The organism is Acidiferrobacterales bacterium (assembly GCA_028820695.1).
Classification (GTDB): domain Bacteria; phylum Pseudomonadota; class Gammaproteobacteria; order Arenicellales; family JAJDZL01; genus JAJDZL01.
The window spans coordinates 1-22,080 of record JAPPIB010000052.1 but is presented as its reverse complement, the minus strand read 5'-3'; the positions used below and the strand labels follow the sequence as shown (position 1 = coordinate 22,080).

Annotated in this window: 17 protein-coding genes; 12 read left to right on the top strand and 5 right to left on the bottom strand. The window is 50.2% G+C overall.

What is annotated here, in order from left to right; genetic code table 11:
- Nucleotides 1–86: 86 nt before the first annotated feature.
- Together OXI60_09855 and OXI60_09850 are read left to right on the top strand one after the other, a co-directional pair.
- Entirely contained in the window at nucleotides 87–851 is a 765-nt protein-coding gene (locus OXI60_09855) for an SDR family oxidoreductase (GenBank protein MDE0310119.1), read from the top strand.
- 234 nt (nucleotides 852–1,085) lie between these two features.
- Nucleotides 1,086–2,147, top strand: a complete 1,062-nt coding sequence (locus OXI60_09850) for a methyltransferase domain-containing protein (protein MDE0310118.1) — start codon at nucleotides 1,086–1,088, stop codon at nucleotides 2,145–2,147.
- 227 nt (nucleotides 2,148–2,374) lie between these two features.
- On the opposite strand, the gene OXI60_09845 is transcribed toward OXI60_09850, so the two are convergent.
- Both OXI60_09845 and OXI60_09840 read right to left on the bottom strand, forming a co-directional pair.
- A complete protein-coding gene (locus OXI60_09845) occupies nucleotides 2,375–3,013 on the bottom strand; it encodes a 2-hydroxychromene-2-carboxylate isomerase (protein ID MDE0310117.1) in 639 nt (212 codons plus the stop codon).
- A complete protein-coding gene (locus OXI60_09840) occupies nucleotides 3,010–4,644 on the bottom strand; it encodes an acyl-CoA synthetase (GenBank protein ID MDE0310116.1) in 1,635 nt (544 codons plus the stop codon). Before OXI60_09840 ends, OXI60_09845 begins: the two co-directional genes overlap by 4 nt.
- A gap of 131 nt (nucleotides 4,645–4,775) precedes the next feature.
- Here OXI60_09840 and OXI60_09835 point away from each other — a divergent pair, with 131 nt between their 5' ends.
- Entirely contained in the window at nucleotides 4,776–5,237 is a 462-nt protein-coding gene (locus OXI60_09835; protein ID MDE0310115.1) for a MaoC family dehydratase, read from the top strand.
- A 46-nt stretch (nucleotides 5,238–5,283) separates the two neighbouring features.
- The gene (gene phaC / locus OXI60_09830) at nucleotides 5,284–7,086 is read left to right on the top strand and encodes a class I poly(R)-hydroxyalkanoic acid synthase (protein ID MDE0310114.1); all 1,803 of its coding nucleotides are present in this window, start codon (nucleotides 5,284–5,286) and stop codon (nucleotides 7,084–7,086) included.
- 15 nt (nucleotides 7,087–7,101) lie between these two features.
- Here the strand turns inward: phaC and OXI60_09825 are convergent, their stop codons facing one another.
- Nucleotides 7,102–7,899 (bottom strand): enoyl-CoA hydratase, encoded by a 798-nt coding sequence (locus OXI60_09825; protein MDE0310113.1) that lies wholly within the window; start codon nucleotides 7,897–7,899, stop codon nucleotides 7,102–7,104.
- Nucleotides 7,900–7,963: 64 nt separating this feature from the next.
- Here OXI60_09825 and OXI60_09820 point away from each other — a divergent pair, with 64 nt between their 5' ends.
- Both OXI60_09820 and OXI60_09815 read left to right on the top strand, forming a co-directional pair.
- Nucleotides 7,964–8,404 (top strand): PaaI family thioesterase, encoded by a 441-nt coding sequence (locus OXI60_09820; GenBank protein MDE0310112.1) that lies wholly within the window; start codon nucleotides 7,964–7,966, stop codon nucleotides 8,402–8,404.
- Nucleotides 8,401–9,087 carry a haloacid dehalogenase type II gene (locus OXI60_09815; protein MDE0310111.1) on the top strand — a complete coding sequence of 229 codons (687 nt, stop codon included), beginning with the start codon at nucleotides 8,401–8,403 and terminating at the stop codon, nucleotides 9,085–9,087. Before OXI60_09820 ends, OXI60_09815 begins: the two co-directional genes overlap by 4 nt.
- A 21-nt stretch (nucleotides 9,088–9,108) precedes the next feature.
- On the opposite strand, the gene OXI60_09810 is transcribed toward OXI60_09815, so the two are convergent.
- Nucleotides 9,109–9,651, bottom strand: a complete 543-nt coding sequence (locus tag OXI60_09810) for a hypothetical protein (protein ID MDE0310110.1) — start codon at nucleotides 9,649–9,651, stop codon at nucleotides 9,109–9,111.
- A 159-nt stretch (nucleotides 9,652–9,810) separates the two neighbouring features.
- On the opposite strand from OXI60_09810, the gene OXI60_09805 reads away from it, so the two are divergent.
- Nucleotides 9,811–10,575, top strand: a complete 765-nt coding sequence (locus OXI60_09805) for a sulfite exporter TauE/SafE family protein (GenBank protein ID MDE0310109.1) — start codon at nucleotides 9,811–9,813, stop codon at nucleotides 10,573–10,575.
- A 173-nt stretch (nucleotides 10,576–10,748) separates the two neighbouring features.
- Nucleotides 10,749–12,113, top strand: a complete 1,365-nt coding sequence (locus OXI60_09800) for an NAD(P)/FAD-dependent oxidoreductase (protein MDE0310108.1) — start codon at nucleotides 10,749–10,751, stop codon at nucleotides 12,111–12,113.
- Nucleotides 12,114–12,121: 8 nt separating this feature from the next.
- Here the strand turns inward: OXI60_09800 and OXI60_09795 are convergent, their stop codons facing one another.
- Nucleotides 12,122–13,774 carry an acetolactate synthase large subunit gene (locus tag OXI60_09795; GenBank protein MDE0310107.1) on the bottom strand — a complete coding sequence of 551 codons (1,653 nt, stop codon included), beginning with the start codon at nucleotides 13,772–13,774 and terminating at the stop codon, nucleotides 12,122–12,124.
- 695 nt (nucleotides 13,775–14,469) lie between these two features.
- Here OXI60_09795 and OXI60_09790 point away from each other — a divergent pair.
- The 4 genes from OXI60_09790 (at nucleotide 14,470) to OXI60_09775 (ending at nucleotide 22,027) form a co-directional block, all read left to right on the top strand.
- Nucleotides 14,470–15,774, top strand: coding sequence for an ATP-binding protein (locus OXI60_09790; protein MDE0310106.1), 1,305 nt, complete (start codon nucleotides 14,470–14,472; stop codon nucleotides 15,772–15,774).
- Nucleotides 15,771–19,910: a hypothetical protein gene (locus OXI60_09785; protein MDE0310105.1), complete on the top strand. Its 4,140-nt coding sequence runs from the start codon at nucleotides 15,771–15,773 to the stop codon at nucleotides 19,908–19,910. The genes OXI60_09790 and OXI60_09785 overlap by 4 nt, the downstream gene beginning before the upstream one ends.
- A 546-nt stretch (nucleotides 19,911–20,456) precedes the next feature.
- Complete coding sequence (locus OXI60_09780) at nucleotides 20,457–21,350, top strand: phytanoyl-CoA dioxygenase family protein (GenBank protein ID MDE0310104.1); 894 nt, start codon at nucleotides 20,457–20,459, stop codon at nucleotides 21,348–21,350.
- A complete protein-coding gene (locus OXI60_09775) occupies nucleotides 21,347–22,027 on the top strand; it encodes a DUF1028 domain-containing protein (GenBank protein MDE0310103.1) in 681 nt (226 codons plus the stop codon). Before OXI60_09780 ends, OXI60_09775 begins: the two co-directional genes overlap by 4 nt.
- Nucleotides 22,028–22,080 lie beyond the last annotated feature (53 nt).

Here is a 22,080-nt window from a genome sequence, read left to right as displayed (position 1 = left end):
GACATCTGGAACTTACATGCATTTTCCGTTGAAATGCTGTTTAATCAATTCATCTCGAAATTGGAACTGCGTATTGGGGGATTACGATGAGAATTGATGGGTCGGCGGCCTTGGTGACAGGCTCGGCATCTGGAATGGGGGAGGCGACAGCACGACTTCTGGCACAGCACGGGGCCAAAGTCGGTCTGCTTGACATTGATGGTGACAGAATAAGTGAAATCGCCGACGAGATCGGTGGTCTGGCCGTTGCGTGTGATGTAACGGACGCTGACAGCATGGCTGGCGCCATAGCTTCGGCCGGCGAGTCGCACGGCGTGGCGCGTATCCTTATCAATTGCGCAGGTATAGCCCCAGCCAGGCGAATCGTTGGTAGGGACGGAGCCATGCCGCTTGAGGATTTCAGACGGGTTATTGATGTCAACCTGATCGGGACGTTCAATGCAATGCGTCTTATGGCCACCGCAGTACGCAATGAACCACCATTGGATGAGATCGGCGAACGCGGCGTCATTATCAACGTCGCTTCGGTTTCCGCATTTGAAGGTCAGATCGGACAGGCGGCGTACAGTGCCTCCAAAGGTGCGATTGTTGCCTTGACGATACAGGCAGCGAGGGAACTCGCAAGTGCAGGAATCCGGGTGATGACAATTGCGCCTGGAATGATCGCTACACCGTTATTGTTCGGCATGCCCGAAGAGGTTCAGCAAAGTCTGGCGAATCAGGTGCCATTTCCAAAGCGGCTTGGTGATCCGGGGGAGTTTGCCCGACTGGTCGAGCACATACTGGAAAACCAGTTGCTGAACGGTGAGGTGATCAGGCTGGATGGTGCGATTCGAATGCAACCGCGCTGAGGACTGATTTCGGGTTCATCAGTGTTTTGACGTTTACGCCCTAGTCCGGATCGCAGAACAAAGCACTCTTGCAATGCGGGTATGGGAGACTTCAACCGGTGGTGGCAGAATCGACCTGAAATTTGCTTCGGCAACTGTTTTTCCTGGCATGCCGGACGGGAGCAATGTCTTGATTCTCCATAGCTTCCAATCTAGAATAACGCCATTACACTGCTCGAAGTCCAATTGTATAGAATGACATCCCGGCCGAAAATTCGATTACCTTTTGTCCCCAACAAACTTTCTGGTACAAGTTCACTTGCCGATGTCGAATCAGATGAGCTTAAATCCGTGGTTGACGGATATGCTGAGATTCATGATGGTGGGTTGGCGCACAGAAAGGAAGAATATGGATCACTCGTCTCTCGATACTATGATATAGCCACTGACTTTTACGAGTTTGCCTGGGGTTCTTCCTTTCACTTCGCGCCTCGTCGAAGAGGCGAAAGCTTTAAGGATTCAATAACAAGATTCCAACATCTTTTAGCGGACAAATTGTCGCTGAAGCCGGAAATGGTTGTTCTTGATGCGGGATGCGGCGTTGGGGGTCCAATGGGAACTCTGGCGCGTTACAGCGGTGCCAGTTTCGTTGGAATTACCATAAACGCCTACCAGATTGAGCGCGCAAAGGCAAACACGCAAGACGTCGAATCGCTGTGTCGTTTCATCCACGGCGACTTCATGCAGATTCCAGAGTCCGACAATACGTTCGACGGCGCCTTCTCGATCGAAGCCTTATGCCATGCCCCTGACAAGGTGGCAGTTCTTAAGGAAATTTTTCGCGTACTGCGTCCGGGCGCCCTGTTTACACGGAGCGATTGGTGCATGACCGAGAAATTCGATCCTGGGTCTGAAAGACACCAGCAGATCAAATTGAGAATTGAGAGAGGGGGTGGGATAGCTGATCTTGCAATGACGTCAGAATTTCCCGAGGCCCTGTCTGCCGCCGGTTTTGAAGTTCTTGAAGTACGCGATCTTGCGTTTGATTCCGATCCGGAAACTCCATGGTATCTCGCTTTGCAGTCGACGGGTGATTTCAGTCTAGCGAGTATTTCGCGCACAACAGTCGGAAGAGCCCTGACCAACTTGACCTTGAGAGTGGGCGAGAAAGTCCGGATGTTTCCTAAAGGTTCAACAGCGGTCAGTACAATGTTGAATACAATTGCGGACGCGTTGATTGCAAGCGGAGAGACTGGAATTTTCACCCCAATGTACCACTTTCTCGTGCGTAAACCCAATACCTCCGAATCCAAATAAATCTTGAGCAAGGCAGCTTGCGGTCCATATCTGCCATTGAATTGTTCAAGTCTCTGGATATCCGCGTCGGTGAAAGGACGTCGGTTTACCTGTCGCCGTGGATGCAATGGGTTTTGGTCTCGGTGATCTGATTGCCAGCGTATGTCATGGTCAAGGATTGACCTTGCGAATCGATTGCAGGATGCCTGGCGCAAAAAGCTGATGTATTTTCGATGTGCGCAACGGTCCTAATCGATTCCTGATGAGATGTTCTCCAGACGTTTCATCTCAGAACGCTCGAAAAGGTCGCGGTCTGAGAGATAGTCCGACAAGAAATTCATCGAATCCAAGCCCCAGAACAGTTCTCCATCGACAATCAGTGTCGGGACACCGAATACACCGTGCTCGATTGCTTGACGTGTATTGTCGAACAATGCCTGTTTAACCTTTGTACTTGTGGAAAGGTTGTCCGCATCGGTCACGTCGATTTCGTTCCAGATGGCTTGTCGACCGGCATCGGTCGCAGGGTCATGTCCGCTGACCCATATCGCCCGGAATATTTGTGTGATCAGCTCTTCGTCATTGCTCTTGGCGATAGTCAGGCGCAGATAGGGTAGTGGAATGAACGGATGGGAGTCGGGCATCCTGAAAGGTATGTCCAGTTGCTGCGCCAGCCATGTACAGTGGCGATACGTATAGGTTTTCTTGGCTGCGATGTCGACCGGTCCGATGGTTCCCCAATGTTTGAGAAGCCCGGCGAACAATACCGGAATGTAGTTGACTGATGTGTTCTCCGGCAGACGATGAAGTTGTTCGTGAAGAAGATACGAAAACGGAGAAATGTAGTCGAAATAGCAGTCTACACGGATCATGTTCTTACTCTTCATGAGTTGGCACGCTCTCGCAGGATGAACTTCTGGATTTTTCCGGTCGACGTTTTCGGGAGTTCACCGAAAACAATCTTTTTGGGTGCCTTGTATCGCGCCATGTTGTTTCTGCAGTGCTCAATCAGATCGTCCTCGGTCGGGGGTGGGGAATACGCGGGGTTAAGGAGAACAAAAGCGCAGGGAACCTCGCCCCATTTGTCATCATCCAGCGCGACGACTGCCGCCTCCATCACCGCTGGATGCCGGAAAAGAACATCTTCAATCTCGATTGACGATATGTTCTCTCCACCTGAAATAATGATGTCTTTTGAGCGGTCCTTGAGCTGGATGTAGTGGTCAGGGTGCATGACTCCGAGATCTCCGGAATGAAACCAACCATCCGCAAATGCCTGGCTTGTCGCCTTGGGATTCTTCAAGTAACCCTTCATCACGATATTGCCTCGAAACATGGCCTCACCCAGACACTTGCCATCAGCCGGGACATCGGCCATTGAGTCTGGATCCTTGATCTCCAAACCCTGGAGCGCGGTGTAGGGCACTCCCTGACGGGACTTCAGGGTTGCCTGCTGCCCGCAGTCCAATGCATTCCACTCGTCTTTCCATTCGCATACCACCGATGGTCCATAGGTTTCTGTCAGACCGTAGACATGCGTCATATGAAATCCAGACTGCTCCATCTTTTCCAATACGGCTGCCGGCGGTGGCGCGGCTGCAGTCATGACTTCGACCTTATGATCGAACTGTCTGCGTTCCGAATTGCTTGCATTGACCACCAGACCCAAAACAATCGGGGCGCCGCAGAAGTGAGTGACGTTGAGATCGACTATTGCATTGTAGATTGCTGCCGCCTCCACCTTGCGCAAGCAGACATTGGTACCACCCAGCATGGCGATGGTCCATGGAAAACACCAGCCGTTGCAATGAAACATCGGCAATGTCCACAGGTAAGTGGGGTGCGGATGCATTTTCCAATTCAGTGCGTTGCTGAGCGAATTCAGATAAGCCCCGCGATAGTGATAGACAACGCCCTTGGGGTTGCCGGTAGTACCCGACGTATAATTCAACGCAATGGCATCCCACTCATCCACGGGATGCTCGAGTGCCGGATTAATTTCCTCTTGACTTATGAAGGTCTCATAATCCATACTTCCGAGCAGGGTTTCATGTTGCACCGCATCATCCAATATGTCAATCACCGTAATATCACGATCTACCTTGCCAAGAGCAGCCTCCATGACTTTGGAAAACTCGACATCCACTAGGACAACCTCTGTTTCGGCATGGTCGAGTATAAAGGCGATGGTCTGCGCATCCAGTCGGACATTGATGGTGTTGAGTACCGCGCCGGTCATCGGCACACCAAAGTGGGCCTCGTACATCGCCGGCGTATTGGGTGCCATGATCGAGACTGTACTAGAAGGCTTTACGCCGCAGCCAATCAATGCAGATGCCAGCTTTTTGCAGCGCGCATGGGTCTGCGACCAAGTATGGTGGATTTCCTGGTGAATCACCGATGGGTGATCAGGATAGATCTGAGCACTTCGTTTCAGAAACCCGAGCGGTGACAGAGGAACGAAATTCGCTCTATTCTGATCAAGATCTGTTTCGAATGAACTTGATTTGGAAATCACGAAACCTAACTGCCCGCAATGATTGGCTATTTTTGGGAAATGCTTGTGTGACCAACATTATATTGAAACAGCATCACGACCTGATAACTTAATAATATGTATACATATCAAATATATAAAGGACTATATTTATGACAGAACATCAAACTCTCAACGAACTTCATGGTTATTATTTTGAAGATCTCGAAGTCGGTATGACTGATGTTTACGGCAAGACACTGACCGACGCGGATGTGCTGATGTTCACCGGAGTCTCCGGGGATACAAATCCTCTGCACCAAAACCGGGAATTTGCGCAGCGGACACAATTTGGCGAACCCATAGTGCACGGCATGCTTACAGCGAGTCTGATTTCGACACTGATTGGAACAAAGCTGCCCGGCCCGGGGTGCATCTACATGGACCAGAGCTTGAAGTTTACCGTGCCCGTGCGGGTAGGGGATACGGTGGTGGCCCGGGTGGAAATTGTTGAGTTGGACCCAGAGCGTCCATATGCCATTCTCGATACCCGTTGTACCGTAGAAGGTACTGTCGTGCTGAAGGGGCAGGCGAAAGTGAAAGTCCCCACAAAAAGGAATGGGACTGACGGATAACTGAATCGGCGGTGCGGAATTGGGACTGGATATTCCGCCAACGATAATGTTGCAACGCAAAACGGAAAATACGATGCAGGAAATGGATATGGGAACCGGCGCGGTGTCAAAGAATCATCTGGCTGTGATGGCGGAACTGAACCGACAATATGCACGCATCGCCAAAGCCATGATGTCCGGAACCGACCACTCGGATATTGCCGCTTATTCATTGTCGATCACCACGCTGTTCGCGAGGGCGGCGTTCGGTAACGTCCTTGAGCCTGACAGGCTCGTCGCCGCGCATACTGACGCCATGACTAAATTTACGTCACTCGCACAGTATACCGTCGAGAAACTAAATGACGGTTCACCGGAACCGGTTGTTGCTCCGTCCGCGGAAGATTCGAGATTCCGAACACAGCAGTGGACGGAGGATCTTTGGTTCGATGTGGTCAAGCAGTCCTATCTGATCGGCTCTGAATATCTGCAGGGGCTTTTCGGTACAAACAAAAGCCTTGATGCGCAGGACAACAGAAAGTTGGATTTCTATCTGCGACAGTGGGTAGACTCTCTGGCGCCAAGCAACTGCGCTTTCACGAATCCTGATGTACTGGAAGAAGCCAGGAAGACCGAAGGACGAAGTCTGGTCAAGGGGTTGGAAAACTTTGCGGACGACCTTGAGGCTGGTCGCGGCGTGAAAATGACGCAGTCAGATGCATTCGAGTTGGGGCGAAACATCGCGACTGCGCCTGGCAAGGTCGTTGCACGAAACAGACTTGCCGAACTGATCCAATACTCACCGACCACCGAACAGGTGTATTCCAGGCCTGTCATGATTGTTCCACCCTGGATCAACAAGTTTTACATTCTGGATCTGTCGGAGAAAAATTCGTTCATTGGATGGCTGGTCGCACAAGGGTACACGGTGTTCGTGATTTCCTGGATCAATCCGGATGAGTCCTACCGTCACACAGGCTATGACGACTATGTGGATTGTGGTCCACTGTGGGCATCCGAGATTATTCGCGCAATCACAAAACAGGACAAACTCAATGCGATTGGCTATTGTCTTGGCGGTACCCTGCTCGCCTCCACGCTCGGCTACCTGAAGTCTGGGGAAGATCAGAAAGACTTTATTTCCAGCGCAACTTTCCTCACCACCATGATCGACTTTGCCGAGCCGGGTGATTTGGGTGTCTTTGTGGACGACGCAAGCGTTTGCCAGCTGGCGAAGATGATGAGCGACAAGGGATATCTGGATGGCAAGTCCATGGCTTCGACTTTCAGCATGATGCGATCGAATGATTTGATCTGGCACTTTGTCATCAACAACTATCTGCTGGGCAAAAGCCCCGGCAGTTTCGATTTGCTGTATTGGAATTCTGATTCGACGCGCATGCCCGCTGACATGCACAGTTACTATCTCAGGACGATGTATCTTGAAAACTTGATGAGCCAGCCGAACCGAATGGAGGTTCTTGGTAATCCAATCGATCTGTCAAAAGTGACGTCGCCGACATTTTTCGTATCGACACAGATGGATCACATTGCACCTTGGCGCTCGACTTACAGCGGAGCCAGGATATTCTCCGGGAAATCCAGATTTCTACTTGGCGAATCAGGCCACATTGCGGGAATCATCAATCCGCCAACTAGGGAAAAATACGGGTTTTGGACGAGTGCCAGACCGTTGCCAGAGACGGCGGAGCAATGGCTGGAGCAGGCGAGTTACCGCAAAGGATCCTGGTGGCCGCAGTGGGAGAAATGGATTCGGCGTTTCAGTGGTGATCAGGTCGAAGCCCGTCGGCCTGGCAATGACGGCTACCAGGTTATCTGCAATGCACCAGGCGACTACGTGAGAATGTGACGAATCTGCTCAGGCTCAGCGCCAGGATGGTTTTCTTTTTCCAATGAACGCATCGATACCCTCAACTGCCGACGGAAAACCGAGATTGCAGGCCATCCGATCACTGGCAATCGTATATGCAGACTCAAGACCCTGATCAAGTTGTTCGTAGAAAAGACGCTTTCCAAGGGCAATCACTTCGCGCGGCTTTTCAGCGATGCTGCGGGCGAACTTCATGGTGTCTTCCTGAAGATGGTCAGGCTCAGCCGTCCGATTGATCAATCCCTTTTCGACAGCTTGTTCGGCATTAATGAACTCGCCGGTCAGCAACATCTCAAATGCACTTTTTCGTGACACGTTTCGACTCAGTGCCACACCGGGTGTGGAGCAGAAAAGCCCGAGATTTATGCCTGAAACCGCAAATTGCGCTTGCGTTGAGGCGATCGCCAAGTCGCAATTGGCAACCAACTGGCAACCAGCGGCGGTAGCAATTCCCTGAACACGGGCAATCACAGGTTGGGGTATCCGGGTCATGGTCAGCATCATCCGACTGCACTTGGCGAACAGGTCTCTGGAAAATTCATCATCGTCATGCCTTCGAATTTCCTTCAAATCATGTCCCGCGCAGAAAGCCCGACCCTTGGCGGCCAATATGACCACCCGAATCGATTCATCCTGGGCGATACTGTCCAAGGTGTCCTGAATTGTGGTCAGCATTTCCCAGGACAGCGGGTTGTACTGCTCGGGTCTGTTCAATGTGATGGTGGCAACCGAGTCGGAGTCGGTTCGATAGAGCATCGGCGCGTCGGTTGATTGCGATGTTGAAACTGTCATGATGTGATTTAATTTGGGATATGAATCGGGTATTTTACAGTTCGCCTGGGGGTTAGACAAATTCATGTCCGAGTTCACCGTCGAGGAATTCAATGAGATTGCCCGGACCCAGTTGCCGTTGGCGGAGACACTCGGTTTTGTCATTGAGAAAGTGGATCAGGGAGAATGTGTCGTTCGCGCGGTGTTCAAGGACGACCATCTGCGACCAGGCGGTACAGTTTCAGGTCCGATCATGATGGCATTGGCGGATTTCGCGATGTGGGGAGCGATCATGAGCAAGGCTGAGCGGGTTCAGATGGCGCTGACCACCAATCTGAATATCAATTTTCTGTTGCGTCCGGAACCAGGTGATATTGTTGCCGTGGCAAAACTCATGAAACTCGGCAAGCGACTTGCGGTCGGTTCGGTCGATCTTTACGGCAGTGAGCAAAACAAACTTGTAGCCCACGTGACATGCACCTATTCTCTGCCACCTTCAAAAACCCAACAGGGAGAAACCTCATGAACAGGAAATTTACCGGAATCAAAGCCTGTGTGTTTGATGCCTACGGGACATTGTTCGACGTTCACTCGGCAGCCGCGCAGCATAGTCATAATCTTGGTGAGCTGGAGCAGTCCGTATCGGAGATGTGGCGTTCCAAGCAACTTCAGTACACCTGGTTGCGAAGCTTGATGGATGACTACGACGAATTCTGGACGATTACCCGGGATGCTTTGGATTACGCGCTTGCCGCTCACGGCGTGCAAGACGACGAATTGCGAACCAACTTGATGAACGCCTATCTCCATTTGAGCTGTTTTGAGGAGGTGCCAAGAGTTCTGAAGGCATTGAAGGACAGTGGCATGAAAACTGCGATTTTATCCAACGGTTCTCCGAACATGCTCGATCCGGTCGTCGCCAATTCAGGTGTGGCGAGCTGCATTGATGTTTGTATTTCGGTCGATGAGGCGAAAATCTTCAAACCGGCTCCAGTCGTGTATCAGCTCGCTTGTGATCATCTGGGTGTCAGTGCAAGTGAAGTCAGCTTTCAGTCGTCGAATTGCTGGGACGCCATTGGTGCGGCACACTTTGGATTTCAGGTAGTGTGGTGCAACCGCTACGGTCAGCAACTGGACCGGCTGCCTGCACGCCCGCAAGCGGAAGTCAAGAACCTGGAGGCTCTGTTGGCATTGGTCGGAGCAGTGTAGACACAGTGCTGTCCGACTTGCTTACTGTCTTCGAACTGCACAGATACTGCACTGTAGATCCTTGACAAAGTCAAACTCCGAGTCCGGATACCTGCGCCAATGTTGTGGAGGAGAATAACCGTCGCGCCAAAGACCGAGCTGTCTTTGCTCGGCATACCGCTCCTGTGTGGCGTATTCCGAATCGTCGGCCACGGTGATCGCCCAACCCTCCATCACCAGCTGCCCAGCGATGTCGAACTGTGAATTAGCGCAACGGGCCAATGGCAGGGCTGCGGACTCTTCGAGGCGGACACATGACAACAGAGCGCTTTTCAGTATTGAAGAAAGTCGCAAGGTTGCCGAAGCGCCGCACGGCCATTGCTTTTCTTCTGCCTCACACATAACTGTGGCGGTCGGAATGGCAATGCCGGACAATATGATCCTCTCACCGTTGACTTCAATTGCGTTGTCGGTAAGAACTCGGACCGCGGGGGCGTCGTCTGCGTACAAAATGGAAATTGTCAGGGCCGTCAGCAATATTGCCGTGAGCAAAAATAATGTGTCGGCCGGAGAAATCTTTTTCATTGATTCAGTTCTGAACTGATTGCTCAAGGATTCTAATCGAAACCGTCAAGGCGATCGCGAAAAATGAGCGTATTTCGTAAAATCGAGTGACGTAAACCGGTTTTACTGAAATTCGTTGTTTGAAGCCAGGTGGATACTGCAACCCCTCGCCTGTAAGTGATGCTTGAGACCTTTACAATCGCCGAATTCGGAATCTTCGCGGCAATTGCCTTGTTCGCAGGATTTGTTCACGGCTCGATCGGCCTGGGTTTTCCCTTGCTGTCAACCGCAATCCTATCTACCTTCATAGATCTTCGGACAGCAATCTTGATTACATTGCTGCCGACAGTCACCGTGAATCTGATCAGCATCGCCAGAGGAGGCAATTGGAGTGTCAGTCTGGGACGATACTGGCCTTTGGCGGTGTGGTGTCTGATCGGATCAATTTTCGGGGCTTACGTAATTGTGCTCAATGATCCTACGCCGTTTAAGATGTTGCTCGCATTGCTGATTTTTCTGTATATCATCGTTGAGCGGATCAGGCATGAGTCTCTCGGCAGTGTTCGAAAGCATCCGAAAGCATCCAATATGGGTTTTGGTCTGATTGCAGGGTTTTCGGCCGGCTCCACCAATACGATGGTTCCGATTCTTATTGTCTACTCACTTGAGGCGGGTTGGGCGAAGACGGTGATGGTGCAGGTGATGAACATGTGCTTCCTGTCAGGCAAGGCGGCACAGCTCGCTGTGTTTTCCGCGGCTGGCACGTTCAATTTCAGTATCGCACTTTACACTCTTCCGCTGGCTGCGATCGCGGCAGTCGGTCTATTGCTCGGCAACATCCTGCACGACAAAATCAACTTGATTATGTTTCGAAAGATAATCAAGGTCGTTCTGCTGTTACTTGGATTGATACTTTCTGTCCAGGTCATGAGTGTATATTTTTGATGTTGCCAGTTACCGGGTCAAGGTGTTCAGGTAATTGGCAATCCAGAATGAACTTGAATTCAGCAAAGAAGACCCTCACTGCAAGTCAAGCTGGCAACTGATCCGATACCAGACACAAAGTTTTTTTTCCGCGGGCAGCTGAGATGCCTTGTGAAACCGATGAATGCTAGAAGATGACAACCACTTGGCAGGCCACATCTGAATTTTTGCGACAGCATCGTGTGGTGACGCGCAGACAGTTTGTCAAGGCTGGGTTGGCAGCATTTCTTCCGTCCTGCGCGTTTGCGGGGCTTGACAGTAATCCAGATGTGGTCATAGTCGGCGCGGGAGTCGCAGGAATCGCAGCGGCGCATGTACTGCTGGGAGACAGAAGGAAGGTTGCAATTGTGGAGGCGCGCAGTCGTGTCGGAGGTCGCGTACACACCGATACGACAACTTTCAATGCGCCCTATGACACCGGAGCGCATTGGCTGCACAATGGCAGGCGCAATCCTTATCACTTTCTGGCGCGAAATTTCGGCTTTGATGTTGAGCCTGTGCCTGAGACCTACCGTCTGTTCACCGAAGATCGGGAAGCTTCGCACGACAAGGTCGAAAAGGTATTCGAGATTTACGGCCAACTGGAAAGAGCGATAGGAGTGCGCGCGGACCAGGGCCACGACATTCCTGTAAGTACGGCGACTGAGCACATTGCTGGTCGCTGGAGCGATACCGCAAAATTTGTCTTGGGTCCGTGGGACATGGGTAAGGATCTCACGGACTTTTCTACTGCTGACTGGTGGGAGTCGGAAGGAGGCGGTGAGGATTTTGTATGCCGACAGGGATATGGCGCTGTAGTCGAGCGTTACGCCCGCGATCTGAAAATATCCCTGAATACCGAAGTGAAGGGGATTGACTGGAGCGGCAGTGACATCGTTGTGGAAACTACGAACGGAAAGTTGCGAACAAAAGCCGTCATCGTGACAACTTCCACTGGAGTGCTGGCTTCAGGTTCTATCAGATTCACACCTCAGTTGCCGTTGGGCAAACAGGAATCGTTCCACGCTATCTCTATGGGGCTGTACGATCATATCGCACTGCAGTTTTCTGAAGACGTATTTGGCATGGGAAGAGACGGCTACCTCCTTTTTGAGATCGGAAGTGATGGCAGGGGATTCGGCACGCTCACGAATGCTTCCGATACAGGCATCGCCTATTGCGATGTCGGCGGTGATTGGGCTCGTCAACTGGCAAGTCGCAGTATCGACGAAAAAGTCGACTATGCGCTGGGTGAACTGGAACGAATGCTTGGCAGTTCAGTCAGACGAAATTTTAGCAGGGGTACGGCAACCGCTTGGGGCAATGACATTTGGTCCCTAGGTTCGTACGCGTCGGCCAGGCCGGGTGCCTACGCGATGCGACAGGTTCTTCGCCAACCGGTTGCTGACCGAATCTTCTTTGCCGGCGAGGCATGTCATCGGACGTTTTGGGCGACAGTTGACGGTGCGCATCTGTCCGGACGCGAAACAGCAACAGCGGTTTCCCGAATGTTCGGCTGAAGGGAACTTCAGATCGGACAGACAATCTCGCCGAGTCGTCTCGTCAATCGGGGGTTCTCGTCGTAATCAATTGGTACTACAATCAGGCTTGGACCGGATTCGTCCAAGGCTGCTTCGATAACTGATGCAAGCGCAGCGGAGCTGTCAACCCGATGACCGTGCCAGCCGAATGATTCTGCGAGTTTCAACCAGTCTGGATTTCCGAAACTCAGATCGATGTGCCTTCCGAACTGATTGTCCTGCTTCCACGCGATCAGTCCGTACGCATTGTCTTCCCATACCATGACGGTTATGTTGGAATTCAGTCTCGTGGCTGTTTCCATTTCCTGCACGTTCATCATGAAACCGGCGTCACCGGAAATCGCAAGTACCCGGCGTTGCGGATACACGAGGTCGGCTGCTATGGCACCTGGCAATGCAAATCCCATTGAGCAGAATCCGTTTGGGATCAGGCAGGTGTTTGGTTCATGGCATTGGTAGTGTCTGGCAATCCACATCTTGTGTGCGCCAACATCCGAAAGAAGAATGTCGGATGGTCCCATTGCCTGGCGAACATCCCACAATACTTTCTGGGGTTTGAGCCTGCCTTCGCTGTCATCGTCCTTGAATTCAGCGAAATCGTTCATCATCGCCGCTCGGGTTGCGGCTTGCTGTGTCAAGTCAAAGTTGAGAATGTCGATCGCATCAATTCGAGAGTTGAGCATCCACAATGTGTGTGCCAGGTCGCCGACAACCTCAACTGCGGGACGATAGTGCTCATCGATCTCAGCCGGAAGGAAGTCGATGTGAAGTATTGTCTTGTCTTGATCGGGGTTCCACAGGTGAGGGTGATACTCAACCATGTCATAACCGAGGGTGATAATCAGGTCTGACGCGTCCAGTGCACACGCAACCAGATCCTTCGCACCCAGTCCAATGGTATACAGGCAGTATTCTGCGTCCATATCGACGCACCCTTTAGCCATGAATGTGCTGATTGCGCCGATCCCTGTCTTTTCACAGAACAGTCGCAATTGCTTTGACGCCCGGCGTCGGATGCAGCCGTTTCCCGCGAGAATAATCGGTCGCTTGGCGTTGCGAATCAGTTCGAAAGCTTGGTTCACGATGGCGTCGTCCGGTACTGCCCTGCGTAGTTTTTTTGGTGCAAGCGGCTTAGAGGTCGCATCCATTTTGGCGATATCCTCTGGCAGTTCGATGAGAGTTGCACCTGGCTTCTCAACGAGCGCAATGCGTACAGCCTTGCGCACCACTTCCGGGATATTGTTGGGATGGTGGATTTGCTGAGCCCACTTGGTCACCGGCCGGTACATGGAAACAACATCCATGATCTGGTGGGATTCCTTATGAAGCCTGGTCGAAGCGCCTTGTCCGGTCAGAACCAGCATCGGCGCGCGGTCCATATTGCCATCGGCTACTCCAGTGATGAGATTCGTCGCGCCCGGTCCGAGCGTACCGAGACACCCTGCCACGCGTCCTGTCAGCCGGCCGTAGACTTCAGCCATAAACGCTGCCCCCTGCTCGTGCCGACAGAGAATGAATTGAATTTTGTCTGACGGCTCCAGAGACAACATGAAGTCGGCGTTTTCCTCACCGGGCACACCGAATATGTATTCGACGCCTTCTTCTTCGAGACATGTGACAAAAAGGTCTGATGCTTTCATTGGGATTACACCTGCATAGGTTGGACTCCCCCAATTTATATCAAACTGGCGGGTGTCGTTGACACTGTATGCAGTTTCCGGTTTTCAGCACTGACGATATTGTGCAATTCTGCCTATATCAGCCCAAATGCACATTTCTATTGCGTTGAGTCCGTGCGATTCAAGGCAACTGATACGGCCAGCGAGACTCTCGGACGTTTGGCGAAGCAATTGCATTGATGCGGAGCCCAGAAAGAGAAACTGTTTGTTTCTGCGCCCTCGGCACGATTTCGGTCAATGACCCCGCGAATGATTGTGAATATTTCCGGGGTTCTTTGGATTTCGTCGAGAATAATCAGCTTGTCGCAATGGAGTTCGAAGAATGACAGACTGTCAGTCAGCATCAGCAAGTCATTTGGATTCTCAAGATCAATGCAGACCGAGTTCGTATACTGCGCAACGGATTTCGCGAGTGCAGTTTTTCCAACTTGGCGAGCTCCAACGAGTACTGCCGCGGGGCGTTCGTCCAAAGTTTGGATTAGGTGTTGTTCTATCCATCTCGTCAACATAATCGGCGTTATAGGATTTATATTCCGAAAATACGGTGTTTTCTATTCCCCAATCCACAGATAGAAAATGGTCTGAAACACTGATCGATTTGGATTATTTGACCGGTTTGTTCTATAATACTGTATAGCATTGAGTAATATTACTCAATGCTATACATTATTATGATTACATTCGAACGTCAATACAAAAAAACCTTCCTTGGGCGGTTCAGCGAGCCTTCCGAACGGATAATCGTCGTTACAGGACCTCGTCAGTGCGGGAAAACTACCGCATTGCTGCAAGCTCTTCAGGGGTGCAATTCTCCTCACCTTTACGTTCCGGTTGATCAACCGGATTTCTATATTGAAGGCATAACTTCCAGGAATGTCCTAAGCGACGCAAACGATCGATCTGAACTTCCCGAATCGTCTCGTATAAGTCGCCCTGATGCTGAATGGCTTGTGCGGGTGTGGGAATTAGCGAGATTAGAAGCCAGGCGATCAGATTCCGGCTACATTCTTGGAATCGATGAAATCCAGAAAATTCCAAATTGGTCGGAAGTCGTAAAGGGGTTGTGGGATGCCGACCGACGAGAGGGGCTTCAGATGCACGTTGTGCTTCTAGGATCTGCACCTCTTGTGATCCAAAAGGGCGTGAGCGACAGTCTTGCCGGAAGGTTTGAGGTCATACAACTCAATCACTGGTCATTCGCTGAAATGGCTGCGGCGTTCGACTTTAATCTGGATCAATACATTTATTTCGGCGGGTATCCGGGCGGAGCATCGTTAATTGCCGATGAAGAACGGTGGCGAAATTACATTCTAAATTCACTGGCTAAAGCCAGTATTGAACGGGATATTCTAGCGATTCAAAAAATCGAAAAGCCGATCCTGATGAAGCATCTGTTTGAATTGGCATCAGTTTTCTCCGGGCGGGAGCTTTCATACAACAAGATGCTCGGCCCCCTTCAGGACGCAGGTAACACGACCACTTTGGCGCGTTATCTCGATCTGCTCTCCGAAGTGAAACTGGTAACCGGATTGCAAAAGTTTTCGGTGAACAAGATACTCCGGAGTTCCTCCCCAAAACTCAATGTAAATAATACCGCCTTGATGTCTTCGGGTTCTGGGTACACCTTCGACGAAGCGGTAGCAGACCGCACTTTTTGGGGACGCTTGGTGGAGAGTGCAGTTGGAGCACACCTTTTGAATACTCGCAGTTCATACGCCAATCTTTTCTACTGGCGTAAAAACAATTACGAAGTCGATTTCGTACTGGTTCGGGGTAAGAGGATCAGCCTGATTGAAGTGAAAAGCGGTTCAAGCCCGATTTCGTCCAAGGGTTTCAGCGAATTTGAGAAACAGTTCGCAACTCCCGATCGATCAATCAGTCGTGTCTCGATCGGCGGAAGTTCTACTGAACTTGCGCAGTTTCTTGCTACTCCTGTTTCGGAATCGCTTGAAGAACAATGAAGTACTTCGCTCCGCGCACCTGTACGCGCATCAATGAAGAGTCTTATGGCCACAATCCGCGCAATGATGGAGAAAAATATAGGCTCGAGGATCTGCGTAAACATGATGCTTATGTGCTGCTTGGAGAACCGGGTTCGGGCAAGACGGAAACCTTTAAATTTGAGGGAAAGCGATCAGGTTGTCACTTGACCTCGGTTCGTGACTTTCTGACTCTCGACAAAATGGATGAATACAAAGACTCAACATTATTTTTAGATGCGCTCGACGAAATGCGAATTGGAGGCATTGATGGCCGCAAGCCATTTGATGAGGTTCGCAGCAAGCTTCTGCAACTCGGAAAACCGCGCTTTCGTTTGTCCTGTCGTGAGGCAGACTGGTTTGGAGTGAATGATTACGAAAATCTCAAGACTGTATCACCAGACAATCAAATTGCTGTCTTTCGACTCGACCGGCTTACCGAGGAGGAGGTAATCAACGTATTGCGTGTTAACTTCCAGATCTCAGACCCGTCAGGTTTTCTTGACTCAGCTCAAAAACAAAATATTGACACCCTTTTCGGCAACCCGCTAATTCTGAAAATGCTGGTACTCGCGTGCAAGTCCTCAGGGAATTACGATTTCCCGCATACTCGTACCGAAACATTCGAATTGGCGTGCCGACAATTGTTCAAAGAACACAATACCGACCATCAGATTGCGGACAGGTCACAAATCAACCTCGACTCCCTGCTCAATGCAGCAGGAAAGTTGTGCGCAATTCAGCTCCTTACCGGTAGCCAAGGCTTCTCAACATTGGGAGAACCGCCAAATCACAATTTTCTTGACATTAGAGAAATCAATTCTGTCGATGCCGACAGGGTTAGACTCGTGGTACGTTCCAAAGCGTTCAAGGCGCGAGACAATTGCGTTGAACCGAGTCATTGCCAGATTGCGGCATTTCTTGCGGCGCGTTTTCTCAGCACTCGAATAGAAAACGGATTGCCGTTGCGTCGTGTTTTGTCGCTGATGACAGGTTTTGACCGTGAAATTGTGTCCGATTTGCGGGGACTTTCAGCGTGGTTGGCGGTGCACTGTAAGAATGAACGTGAAGAAATACTGGCGCACGACTGCGGTGGGACATTGATGTATGGAGACGTCGGCAACTTCTCGGTGCGCGAGAAACAAGCGTTGCTCAAGCACATCCAACTCAGCCCACGGAATTATCTTTGGCTACTGAAACTCGATGGTGTTGATTCACGAATGGGTGATCTTATCACACAGGATGCATCAGATGTGGTACGAAAACATCTTGAAAATATGCTGAAGGATGATGCAGGAAACATATTTACCTCGATCATTCTCACAATGCTCTGCTACAGCGCAAAATTGCCCGGGTTTGCCGAGATTTTATTGGATATTCTTAAAGACAGTTCCGTATCGACGTATGTCAAACCTCGGGCAATACAAGCGTTTGTCAACCAAAGCGATAATTCGAAAACGGCCTACGCGGAACTCAACAAACTACTGGACGAGGTGTTTGCTGAAACGATTGACGATGAAGAAGATCTCCTCCTTACAGCACTGCTGAGAGAACTTTATCCTCGCGATCTACCTGCATCTAAACTTCTGCGATACCTTAGAAATCCAGCAAGACAATACACTTTGCTGGATTATTCATTCTTCTGGAGGGTTCGCGTTCCCAAGTGTTCGTCAACGGATGAAATTGCTGAATATTTGGATCAGCTTGCAAAGCGACTCAGCAATATGATGAGTCCGTTTGATCAGTTTGAACAACGAACAGATTTTTTCCTTAGAGAAGTGTTTGTTGTCTGGTTGAGTCACTACCTGGAAAAAAGTAAACAACCCGTTGATCGAAACCGCTTATTTGCTTGGTTGACTGCTGCGTCGGGTTACGGTCACCCTGAATATACTTCGTTCGTCAAAAATGAAACGAATGCAAGGCGAATTGCCAAATGGATTGAGCAGCGCACCGAGTTGCATCAGTGGTTGCTTGAGGCGGCATTGGATTTTTGTATTGATATGAAAAAGTGTACTTATGAATACGAATTCCATCAATGCATGGAATCGCTCGTCCTGGGAGCGGCAAAGCCTGAAAACTATGTCATCTGGTGCCTGACCGCAGCACAGAAATCCAATGATGAAAATGCGCGCAGCTGGCTGATGTATGAAGTGGCAAGCTGTGTTCACTACAATCACGTTGAACAGGCAGTTCTAATGGACAAAATTACAGAGGTGTTCAAAAACGATCCTGAATTGCAAATTGCGTTTGACGACAGGAAGAGTCGATATGAGGAGATGCACAATCAGCAAGAGGAAAGTCGCTTTTCGAGAGATACCCAACGCGAAAACGATCAGGCACAGTGGCAGCAATACCTCAGATTACATGAATCGGAATTTCATGAAAACAGGGCAGATGTGAAAGTACTCCATAGATTGGCCTCGGTGTACTTGGGTATGACCCGAAAAGTTTCAAGTAACGATCCGATCTCGAGAATTCACAAGTTACTGGGTGGCGATCCGGTTTACACCGACACAGTACTGCAAGCGCTTAGCGAGTCGATTTTTCGCGATGACATCCCCGATTGCGACGAGATGATCAACCTGTACTGCCAGAATAAACGACATTCCCTTTCACTTCCAATAGTTGCAGGACTGCAACACCGCGCAAGCACCTCACAGGACATGCAGATTTTGGGAGACGATAAAAAGCTGCGCGTGGCTGTTGCGCTTCGATTTGCTGAACCATATGCCACTATGCATGTCGATGGAAATCATATCAAGCAAAAGGATCCTTGGTGGTTCCCAAGGCTGTTGGATACCTATCCGGAGACAGTCGCCGATGTTCTGGTGAGGTTTGCGCGAAACTACTTTAACAACGGTCTGGATGGCTTCTCTGGCCTGTACGAGTTGGCGCATCAAAAAGATTACAACAGAGTCGCTCAACTTGCAGTGATTGATTTACTGAAAGCGTTTCCAGTGCGATGTCGCGAGGGTCAGCTTAAGGACTTGCGTCTTTTGCTGGAAATGGCTGTGGCTGTTCTTCCAAGCGTTGATCAACTCGCTGGTCTGATTGAGAAGAAACTTTCGCGAAAAAGCATGAACTCAAGTCAACGACTATTTTGGATGGTTGCCGGTCTGCTCGTTTCGTCAGACCGGTATATTGAAATGCTGGATGCGTATCTCGCCGGAAGTCAGCGCCGAATTAGAACACTAAATTGTCATTTCATCGAGTATTTCGACTCCTCCTTTGGCCTGCTCAAATCTCTCGACGTTGCGGGATTAAATTTGCTAATTCGGCATGTAGGGTCGGTCTATCAATTTGATCGTAGTGCTGGCGAAGAGGGAATGTTCGGTGCTGGAGCGAGCACCGAACTTGGTTTGCGAGATCTGATTGATCGATTGGCATCCAATCCTTGTGAAGCCGCCACAGAAGCGTTGCAAGACCTTAGAGCTGACAATACCTTAAGTTCCTGGAAGTGGCTATTGCTCGAAGCAGTCGAAAAGCAGCAAAATGCAAGAAGGGAACGAGATTATCGATTCTGCACTGTCGAACAAGTTTTGGGGATGCTTGAAAATCAAGATCCTGCTAACTCAGCCGACCTAGCGGCTCTGGCAGAAGATAGATTGCATCGAATTGCAAATAATATTCGAAACGGCTCCGGATCCGACTGGAAGTCATATTGGAATGTAGATCCGCACAATCGTCCTAAGAAACCGAAACCGGAAAATGCATGTCGAGATTTGCTGATGAAATCCTTAATAGCCGAGTTGTCACATCTCAATATCGATGTACAGCCCGAAGGAGTGTACGCAAATGGCAATCGATCTGATATCCGTCTTTCGTCTAACAACTTCAACTTGCCAGTCGAAATAAAAAAAAGCTGTCATAGCGAATTGTGGGTCGCAGCGTCTGATCAGTTGGTAACAAAGTACTCCATAGACCCGGGCGCAAATGGATACGGCATCTATGTGGTAATGTGGTTTGGTGACGACGAAAACTGTCCTCCCACCCCCGGTCCCGAAGGAATCCCCAAAAGCTCCAATGATCTCGAAATCCTTTTGCGCAAAACCTTACCCAAAGAAGTGCAGCATAAAATTTCAGTGTGTGTAATTGACGTTGCGAAACCCCGGACCTAGGGTTGTTTTCAAGTCTTCGTCAGGCTTCTGCCGGACTAACTGCACGGGAGTGGCTTTCAGTTCGCAGTTATCTCAGGCATTCGGCTTCGAGACACACGATCAATCACTGCGCTTACGATGTCTCGATTGATTCAGCACAGGTTTGTAGAAGAGTTTCTGTTGATCGAAACCAACATGCCTGGAAACTATGCTGGTTTGCCAGGTACAGTCCGGTTCCACATTTCACTCCAACAAGCATTATTCTTTAAAATCGGCTCAACTCACCCTAATTGGTGAAGAGCCAAAATAATGAATGGGCTTCTGTTTGACCTGATCATCCCTCACAAAGACGGACGAATTCGTCGATCTGAGGGCGATCATCGAAAACACAGAAGGCGTGAGGATTCAAAGATACGTTGCAAGAACTGGAACCGACCAACCCGGACGAGTTGCGTTCCGCATGATACGATTGCGTTTGGATTCTCAGTTTCCAACAAGTTGAAACTCGTTCAGGTGTATGATTGTTGACGAAAACTGTTATTGCCCTAAACCTTACTTCGCAACGGAATGAACACAACATCCATACTGTCACCGGCTGAGAAGCAGCATTATCAAGAACACGGTTACCTGGTACGCAAGTGTGCTGTGGAGGAAAATCTGCTGATCGAACTCGATGAGGAGATCGATCAATGGATTGAGCTTTGCAAAAAGCACGACAGAAATTTCGGTACCACGGTAGACGGCAAGGCCAGATTTGACCTGGAGACTGGCCATACCCGAGAAAATCCAAGACTGCGGCGGGTTGCGAATCCTGCTGACATATCAGAAAATTTTCAGAAGGTGTTATGGAACAGTCCCATTATTGACATGGTGGCTGAATTGATTGGTCCGAGCATAACTTTTCATCATTGCAAGTTGAATACGAAGTTCCCAGGTATGGAAACGATTGTTCACTATCATCAAGATCACTCATACGACCCTCACACGAATGACGACATGCTCGCCATAGTGTTGATGCTGGACGATACGACTTCGAAAAACGGTTGTCTGAGAATTGTTCCGGGATCACACAAGCATCGCTACTCCCACTTCAAGGATGGAGTTTATGTCGGAGCAATCGACGAGAGCCATAATCCTCAGTTTGATCGGGAATCAGTTCCGATTGCTGCGAATCGTGGTGACATCTGTTTCATGCATTGCTGGGCGGTACATGGTTCGCAGTCCAATCAGTCTGATCTGCCGCGTAGGTTACTGATCTGTGATTACACGGCCGCAGACTCATACCCTTTGTTACCTGCTGCCTTGCCATCGAAGTTCACAGGCAAGTTGCTTAGGGGAGAAGTCAGCAGGACAGCTCGTTTGCGCAAAGACAAAATTGAAATTCGAACGCCTTACGCGCAAGATTCATTTTTCGATGTCCAGGAACTGCAATTCACGACACGATCGCAGGCTTCCCAATGACGTTCTCAATTGTCGCTTTCGATCGGGAAAGTGGAGCAGTCGGTGTTGCGATAACGACTTCAAGTATTGCTGTCGGCAGCAGATGTCCGTGGGTTCGTGCCGGTGTGGGCGCGGTTGCGACGCAAAACATTACTGACCCCACCTTGGGAAACGCGATTCTGGATCTGATTCAATCTGGTGTTGATGCAAAAACCGCACTTGATGCTACGGTCAGTGCCAGTCCGAGCATCAACTACCGTCAATTGACGGTGGTTGACACAGGCGGCACGATAGCCCACTACACAGGAAAGCATATACTGGGGACAAATGCGGTTGCTACCGGGGAAGATTGCATTGCCGCAGGCAACCTTTTGGCGAACGAATCGGTGCCGCCGGCGATGGTATCGGCATTTTGCAGTCGAAAGAGCGGACTCAATCTTGCAGAGTCATTAATTCGTTCGCTGCTTGCCGGCATTGATGCCGGAGGCGAACAGGGACCGGTGCACTCAGCTGCAGTTTTAGTTGCCTGCCGCCACTCCTGGCCTGAAGTAGATCTCAGAGTGGATTGGGACGATTCTGATCCGGTCGGGAAACTTTATGGCTTGTGGGAGGCCTATCGACCTCAGCGTGAGGACTACCTGCTACGAGCCGTATCACCAGAGGCTGCGCCTTCATATGGCGTTCCGGGTGACCTGTAACCCTGAAATCGCGTTAGAGCATTATTTTCGCATCAACAGCCCGATTCTGGCGT

Excerpts from the sequence above, each read along its gene's own strand:
- OXI60_09780 (MDE0310104.1), top strand. The coding sequence starts at position 20,457 with ATGAACACAACATCCATACTGTCACCGGCTGAGAAGCAGCATTATCAA.
- OXI60_09815 (MDE0310111.1), top strand. The coding sequence starts at position 8,401 with ATGAACAGGAAATTTACCGGAATCAAAGCCTGTGTGTTTGATGCCTAC.
- OXI60_09800 (MDE0310108.1), top strand. The coding sequence starts at position 10,749 with ATGACAACCACTTGGCAGGCCACATCTGAATTTTTGCGACAGCATCGT.
- OXI60_09855 (MDE0310119.1), top strand. The coding sequence starts at position 87 with ATGAGAATTGATGGGTCGGCGGCCTTGGTGACAGGCTCGGCATCTGGA.
- OXI60_09805 (MDE0310109.1), top strand. The coding sequence starts at position 9,811 with ATGCTTGAGACCTTTACAATCGCCGAATTCGGAATCTTCGCGGCAATT.
- OXI60_09795 (MDE0310107.1), bottom strand. The coding sequence starts at position 13,774 with ATGAAAGCATCAGACCTTTTTGTCACATGTCTCGAAGAAGAAGGCGTC.
- OXI60_09850 (MDE0310118.1), top strand. The coding sequence starts at position 1,086 with ATGACATCCCGGCCGAAAATTCGATTACCTTTTGTCCCCAACAAACTT.
- OXI60_09790 (MDE0310106.1), top strand. The coding sequence starts at position 14,470 with ATGCTATACATTATTATGATTACATTCGAACGTCAATACAAAAAAACC.
- OXI60_09785 (MDE0310105.1), top strand. The coding sequence starts at position 15,771 with ATGAAGTACTTCGCTCCGCGCACCTGTACGCGCATCAATGAAGAGTCT.
- OXI60_09845 (MDE0310117.1), bottom strand. The coding sequence starts at position 3,013 with ATGAAGAGTAAGAACATGATCCGTGTAGACTGCTATTTCGACTACATT.
- OXI60_09835 (MDE0310115.1), top strand. The coding sequence starts at position 4,776 with ATGACAGAACATCAAACTCTCAACGAACTTCATGGTTATTATTTTGAA.
- OXI60_09820 (MDE0310112.1), top strand. The coding sequence starts at position 7,964 with ATGTCCGAGTTCACCGTCGAGGAATTCAATGAGATTGCCCGGACCCAG.
- phaC (MDE0310114.1), top strand. The coding sequence starts at position 5,284 with ATGTTGCAACGCAAAACGGAAAATACGATGCAGGAAATGGATATGGGA.
- OXI60_09810 (MDE0310110.1), bottom strand. The coding sequence starts at position 9,651 with ATGAAAAAGATTTCTCCGGCCGACACATTATTTTTGCTCACGGCAATA.
- OXI60_09775 (MDE0310103.1), top strand. The coding sequence starts at position 21,347 with ATGACGTTCTCAATTGTCGCTTTCGATCGGGAAAGTGGAGCAGTCGGT.
- OXI60_09825 (MDE0310113.1), bottom strand. The coding sequence starts at position 7,899 with ATGACAGTTTCAACATCGCAATCAACCGACGCGCCGATGCTCTATCGA.